This window comes from Mycobacterium sp. (assembly GCF_050701515.1).
In the GTDB taxonomy this organism is placed as follows: Bacteria; Actinomycetota; Actinomycetes; order Mycobacteriales; family Mycobacteriaceae; genus Mycobacterium.
Genome location: NZ_JBOGDB010000216.1, coordinates 1 through 5704, shown reverse-complemented (window position 1 = coordinate 5704; position 5704 = coordinate 1). Strand labels below are relative to the sequence as shown.

Here is a 5704-nt window from a genome sequence, read left to right as displayed (position 1 = left end):
CTCGCCACCGGCTACCGCGGACGCCTCACCGAACTCCCCAACCTCATCCGCATCATCACCACCCTCGAGCACTACCGATTCGGCTGGTGACTTCTGAATAACGCTCCTGGAATCCGAGCAGCTTACGCAGCCAACGCAACACCGCGATCTCAACAAACGTCGCGCTCGGCGAATCGAAACTCTGATTGATCAAATTCTGCTGCGTGAACATTGCCAGAATTCCACCAGCCAGCGCGGCAGCATCGTCACCGGTGTCACCAAAGCCGAGAAATTTAGGACTCGCCTCGTTCTTGCACAACGGCAACACATCGTCTATAAAGGATTGAAGCACAGCACCAGGAGCGCTCGCATTCAAGGGTAGATCGTCGATCAACAGATCCCTTATACTCCACGCCGGCAGCCGCCTCCGAAAAATCTGCGGCTGATGCTTGAACTCCATCCCGATATCAAGCACGCGATGCAAGAACTGCGACTCCGGATAAGGGAAATTTTCGGATGCACCACTGACAGACAGCACTGTCACCTCGTCGGTAGATCGTAGATCGTCGAATACGACAACGAACACAAACAAGTAATCCTAGTCGGCTTCGCGACGGCAGGGCTCCTCCAGATGGGTGCCTTATCGCCGCCAGCGATTACCGTGCGAAGTCAGGTGCGCTTACAGACCCTCCTGGGCGATCATAAATACTGAACACAATTCTGCCAGGACCACAAACCTGGCGACCGTTTGCCAGGGAAATCTCAAGCGCAACTGGTACGTGAACCTGCCCACGTCCGACTTTCGCATGCGGGCGTGCCCTCGGCAGGACTTGAACCTGCGGCCGTGAGCTTAGAAGGCTCCCGCTCTGTCCGCTGAGCTACGAGGGCTTACGCACACTCAAAGACTGTCGATCGGAAGTGGAAGGGTGATTCGTTCGCGATACAACCCACCGGTCCAGGAGATAATGTATCGCTGGTTCTTGCCATCGAGGACGATCGCTACGGCAATCCCGAATCCTGGCGACAGCGATTCCGATAGCTGGCGGATTGTCCAAGGTCTCTGATTGGCGCGCATGATTCCTCTTCTCGTTGCCAGGACTACAAATCTGAGTCTTCTGCGCGTGGTCTGGCAATGACCAGCCCCGCCCGCTGGTCCTGGAGCCGGTTCATCAGTTCGGCGGTATCAAGCCCACATACCTGAGCCAGCCGGTCCAGCGCCGCCCGGTTGAGCGAGACGGCCGGGGCGTGGTCGGGCGGCCGAGTGGCCAGTTGCGCCTTCGCCCAACCACTCAGCGGCCCGAGGTTGGCCAGAGTGTTCGCCGCCGCCGCCCGAAGGTCGATGGTCAGACCGGACGCCTCCCATTCGCCGAGGCCCCGCATCACACGAACGATCAACTGGTCCATCGGCTCGTCCAGCACCTCCGAGAGCTCCCAGAGACGGACCACCGTGCAGTGCCGGGTGCCCAGCTCGTAGGTCGCGAGAGTCTGGAGTGAGATGTCCAGGTCGGAGTGGCTCAGCAGGTCACGGCGTGTCCAGCCGCGCTGTTTACGCACTGCGCGCAACTCGTTTCCGAGTACACGTGAGACCTTCTGCGACGGCCGTGCCGACTCGGGTGGAGACTCGGCGACGTCGGCGGTCATCACGCCCCCACCCGGGTCCGGCCGCCACGTCCGCGGAGCGTGACACCGGACTCGCCGAGAAGGCGGTGGATGAACCCGTAGGACCGGCCGGTCTGCTCGGCGAGGGCGCGGATGGACGCGCCGCGCTCGTACTGCTTGGCGACTCGGTCACGGAGCTGTGTCCGGACGTCGCCCATGATCCGAGTGTTGGCTTTGATGGTGGGTAGTGGTGGCTTGGGCATCAGTGGCCTCCGGCGAAGGCGTCGACCAGTTCGGGCAGGTCTGCCTTCGAGTCCGCTGGTAGCTCCAGCTTCAGGGCGTCGGTGGCGAGTTGCACGAACCGTTCCAGGGCGACCCGTTCGAACACGATGGTCGCGTCGTCGGCTGGCGAGTTGCCGAGGGTGAACTGGAGTTCGTCGTCGAAGTTGAGGGCGACGGTCATCCGGCAGTCGTCGGGGATGTCCAGCCAGGCGATGAGGCGGGGCGGGTTGTTCATGCGGGGTGATCTCCTTGGGGTTGCTACTGGTCGGTGTTGGGGTCGATCTTGTGGAGGCCGTCGAGCAGGCGACGGAAGAACACTTCGGCCTCGGCTCCTTCGGGCAGTTCGGTGACGCGGAGGTAGTGGGCGAGCGCGCTTTCGTCCGGGTCGTCGGCTGGCCAGTCGACGTGATCTCCGAACCAGCCGTCGTCTGGGGGTTCGACGGGGCTCGTCAGGTACGCGCCGGGGGTCCGTTTCGGGAGGTTGCTCATGTGCTCGTCGATCCGGTGATCGCGTCAGAGGATGTGGTGGATGGCTTCGAACAGACCCCAGCCGAGTCCAGCCGTCGCGCCGACGAGCGCCAGTGCGATCACTCCGCAGGGGCCGCTGCGGACCACGATGAGACCGCCGCCGTCGCCCTTGCCGGCCTTGGCGCTAGCGCCGAGGTTCTTGCCGCAGTCGCCACACCAGACCGTCGAGTGGTCGGGCTCGCGGCTGGAGAGCTTGTGCGGGCAGTGGTTCTCGATCCAGTTCAGTTCCTTGTCGGCGAGGCGATCCCGCTCGGATGCGTTGATCTCGCCAGCGTTGAACTGCCGCTCGTACTTACCGATATTGCCGCGTGGATCGCCGCTCCAGTCCACCATCGAGCAATGCTCCTCACCAGAGTTGTGTGTCAGGGGTAGACCGGTGGACGTGCTGGGTCGGGGGTACCGGCACGTCCACCGGAGTTCTCAGCGAGGGCGTCGGCTGCGTAAGCCGTCTCGGAGGATGTCGCGGACCGCCAGGCCGATGAAGGTCATGGCAACCGGGATCAGGAGGAAGGCTGTCGGGGTCATGCTCGGGTCCTGTCGCTAGGCGGGCGGCGGTGTCGAGGAATCGTCGACAGTTCGGGCACCACGGCAGCGCGGATGCGGGCGTGCTCGGGTACGTGCACAGCGCGTTGCAGATCGCGAACGCGACGAGATCGCCGCGAAGCAACAGACGCCGCGAGCCGCTCGGGACGTGGTGCCGCATGGGCTGGAACAGACCGGGCCAGCCCTCGGGCTCGTGGGGTTGCTCATGGGTCACGTCATCCTCGGGACCCACAGTCGGCGCGCTTTCCCTTTGACCAAGCGCGGTGCGCCGGGCTCATGGGGCGCGGGCAGCTCCGTCAGGGCGTCGAGTACCTCGGCCAGCCCACCTTCACGACCCCACACTTCGCCACCGGCCGGGTCGCAGCGGTACGCCTTCGCGTCGTCGCGGTTGGCAAGGGCGATGGCGTCGGTCCAGCCCTCGGGTAGCCACACGGCAAAGCCCGCGACCAGCTCCACCCCGCCCCGTTGGATCTTCGGCATGAACTGCCACCTGCCGTTGTCCCGCAGAGTGATCAGCTTCCCCAGCTCCGGGTACAGCGCGAGGGAGGCCCGGTCGGCGTGGGTCGGCGTCATGCCGGGGCCTCGACCTCGTCGGTAATCACGCTGCATGCCTCCCTGACGACGACGGACGTCGGCAGGCAGGCCCGCGTCCGCCGTGTGGAGCCGGCCGTGCGCTCACGTACTCCGTTGTGCGTTGCCGGCGAGGTGGAGACCCGGCGGGCCGCCCCGTGTCGGGAAGACGGGACGGCCCGCCGGGCAGTCGGTTAGCGGCACCTGCCCGGTGCCGCCTCATGTCAAGTACTGCGGAGTCGGCCTCGCGGCACCGCTGAATCCGTTGGATTGCAACCGCGCCCGCTTCGGCGGCAAACACACCAGCGGTCCGGCGTCGGCCAACGACGTCCCGGCAAGAGACTCGTCTTTCACGTCGCGCCTGACGCATACCGTGCTCCCTCCCGCGCCGCCCACACCCTGAGCAAGTAGCGTGTGCATGGAACTGGTTGCGGCAACCCGCACCCTGTTGCATGAGATTAAGACGGTAGTTGCACGAAACCAAGTGTGCAATAGGGTGAACCTGCTTGTCACTGACGGTAGGACCGCGCCAGGGTTTCGAGTACTCGGGACCAACATGGAGGATCAGGACATGTCCGCGAACGCCGACGACGACCCGTCAGTTGCACAGATCCAGCTCGGCCTACTCCTGACACGGCTCCGCGAAAGCGCCAAGCTGAAGACGGACGACGCTGGCAGGCACATCGGCACCTCGAAGTCCAGCATCAGCCGAGTGGAGAACGGCAAGCAGGCCATCACCAGCGAGAACGTCGCGGCGCTTCTCACCTTGTACAAGGCCAGCGACGCCGACCAGGCCGAAGCGCTGCGCCTCGCGTCAGTGCCGAAACCTCGTGCGCGAAAGCGCCGCAGCTCCAGCTACCGCGACGGCGTACCGAACTGGTTCCGCCGGTTCCTCGTCATGGAGTCGGAAGCCGACGAGATGCTCGTCTACGAGAACGAGACCGTGACCGGCCTGTTCCAGACGGACGACTACGCCCGCGTCCTGCTACAGGCCGGCAACCCGCTGGCTGGACGCAAAGAGATCGACCGTCTCGTCGAGTTGCGCCGCAACCGCCAACAGATTCTTGACAGGGCGAACCCGCCGCAACTCGATGTGATCTTGCATGAGGCCGTTCTGCATCGCGTGATCGGTGACGATGCTGTCATGGTGGCGCAGCTTGAACGTCTCATCGAACTCTCCGAGGCACCGACCATCGAGCTACGCGTCCGACCGTTCCGCCCGAAGCCCACGCCCAACCGAGACGAGGCGTTCACGGCCAAGAACGTGTTCACCCTGCTCCGGTTGCCTGAACGCGGAACCGTGCTGTACCTGGAGGAACCTGAGGGTGCAACGTACCCTGAGGATGTCGACGTCATCCAGCAGTACGCAGCGTCCTACCAACGGCTTCGCGCCGCAGCCGACGACCCGGACAGTTCGCGGCGCTTGATCGCTAAGGTAGCCGAACAGTTCAAATGAAGATCAATTTAGGGAAGGTGAGCGATGGCTACCGCAAACGTGGGTGAGCCGCGCTGGCGCAAGAGCAGCTATAGCGGTAACAACGGACAATGCGTCGAGCTCGCGATCCTTTCGGACGGCATGACCGCGATACGCGACTCGAAGAACCCCAACGGCGGAATCGTGTTGCTGACAGGCGCGGAGTGGACCGCGTTCCGTGACACCCTCACCGACTGACCTGCCCGAACGTACTGAAGCGGGGATGACTCGTCGAACCGCCCGCCTCGCGTTGTCAGGCCGATTCGGGCGGTGTCAGATGGTGAGGAGGACGGCGCAGGCGACGGCCTGGTCTTCGGGCACAAAGGGCGAGGTAGTCGTCCATGGGGTGTTACGCGTGTGCGGGTACGGGGACGGGCCGCCGGAGCGGGTCTTGCCCCTGCGCTTGCGTCTGACCAGCACCGAACGTACTGTCCCCCAATAGTGGGGTTGTCTACCCTCAGTCGTTGAAGCGGGGCGGTCCGGTGGGACCGCCTCGTTTCATGTCTCGGGGTGTTCGGCGTGTTGTTGGTCGAGGATCGCTTGGAGGATGGTGCGGGCGAGGTCTTGGCGGGTGGGGTCGAGCTGGTGGTAGAGGTCGATGAGTTGTTCGGTGTCGGGGCTGAGGGGTTCGGTGTCGAAGAGTTCGAGGCGGGCGTCTTTGGCGAACGCGGCGGTGACCTCTTTGAGTGGGGCGCCGAGGACTTCGGCGAAGCGTTCGAGGATCTCCAG

The 5704-nt window shown here is 64.1% G+C and carries 10 protein-coding genes and 1 tRNA gene; 2 read left to right on the top strand and 9 right to left on the bottom strand.

Annotated features, from left to right (window positions below):
• Positions 1-55: 55 nt before the first annotated feature.
• The 8 genes from ACRDU5_RS17135 to ACRDU5_RS17100 form a co-directional block, all read right to left on the bottom strand.
• The gene (locus ACRDU5_RS17135) at positions 56-517 is read right to left on the bottom strand and encodes a hypothetical protein (protein WP_526615857.1); all 462 of its coding nucleotides are present in this window, start codon (positions 515-517) and stop codon (positions 56-58) included.
• 277 nt (positions 518-794) lie between these two features.
• Positions 795-867 (bottom strand) — tRNA-Arg (locus tag ACRDU5_RS17130).
• 210 nt (positions 868-1077) lie between these two features.
• Positions 1078-1620: a helix-turn-helix domain-containing protein gene (locus tag ACRDU5_RS17125; protein WP_526615856.1), complete on the bottom strand. Its 543-nt coding sequence runs from the start codon at positions 1618-1620 to the stop codon at positions 1078-1080.
• Complete coding sequence (locus ACRDU5_RS17120; RefSeq protein WP_526615854.1) at positions 1620-1841, bottom strand: helix-turn-helix domain-containing protein; 222 nt, start codon at positions 1839-1841, stop codon at positions 1620-1622. Before ACRDU5_RS17120 ends, ACRDU5_RS17125 begins: the two co-directional genes overlap by 1 nt.
• Positions 1841-2095 (bottom strand): hypothetical protein, encoded by a 255-nt coding sequence (locus ACRDU5_RS17115; protein ID WP_526615853.1) that lies wholly within the window; start codon positions 2093-2095, stop codon positions 1841-1843. Before ACRDU5_RS17115 ends, ACRDU5_RS17120 begins: the two co-directional genes overlap by 1 nt.
• 23 nt (positions 2096-2118) lie before the next feature.
• A complete protein-coding gene (locus ACRDU5_RS17110; RefSeq protein ID WP_526615852.1) occupies positions 2119-2349 on the bottom strand; it encodes a hypothetical protein in 231 nt (76 codons plus the stop codon).
• Between the two features lie 24 nt (positions 2350-2373).
• Positions 2374-2721, bottom strand: a complete 348-nt coding sequence (locus tag ACRDU5_RS17105) for a hypothetical protein (protein WP_526615851.1) — start codon at positions 2719-2721, stop codon at positions 2374-2376.
• Positions 2722-3141: 420 nt separating this feature from the next.
• Positions 3142-3504, bottom strand: coding sequence for a hypothetical protein (locus tag ACRDU5_RS17100; protein ID WP_526615850.1), 363 nt, complete (start codon positions 3502-3504; stop codon positions 3142-3144).
• Between the two features lie 568 nt (positions 3505-4072).
• On the opposite strand from ACRDU5_RS17100, the gene ACRDU5_RS17095 reads away from it, so the two are divergent.
• Together ACRDU5_RS17095 and ACRDU5_RS17090 are read left to right on the top strand one after the other, a co-directional pair.
• Positions 4073-4957 carry a helix-turn-helix domain-containing protein gene (locus ACRDU5_RS17095; protein WP_526615849.1) on the top strand — a complete coding sequence of 295 codons (885 nt, stop codon included), beginning with the start codon at positions 4073-4075 and terminating at the stop codon, positions 4955-4957.
• A gap of 24 nt (positions 4958-4981) precedes the next feature.
• Entirely contained in the window at positions 4982-5173 is a 192-nt protein-coding gene (locus tag ACRDU5_RS17090; RefSeq protein ID WP_526615848.1) for a DUF397 domain-containing protein, read from the top strand.
• A 300-nt stretch (positions 5174-5473) separates the two neighbouring features.
• On the opposite strand, the gene ACRDU5_RS17085 is transcribed toward ACRDU5_RS17090, so the two are convergent.
• Positions 5474-5704: hypothetical protein (locus tag ACRDU5_RS17085; protein WP_526615847.1), on the bottom strand; the 231-nt coding region annotated here is incomplete at its 5' end.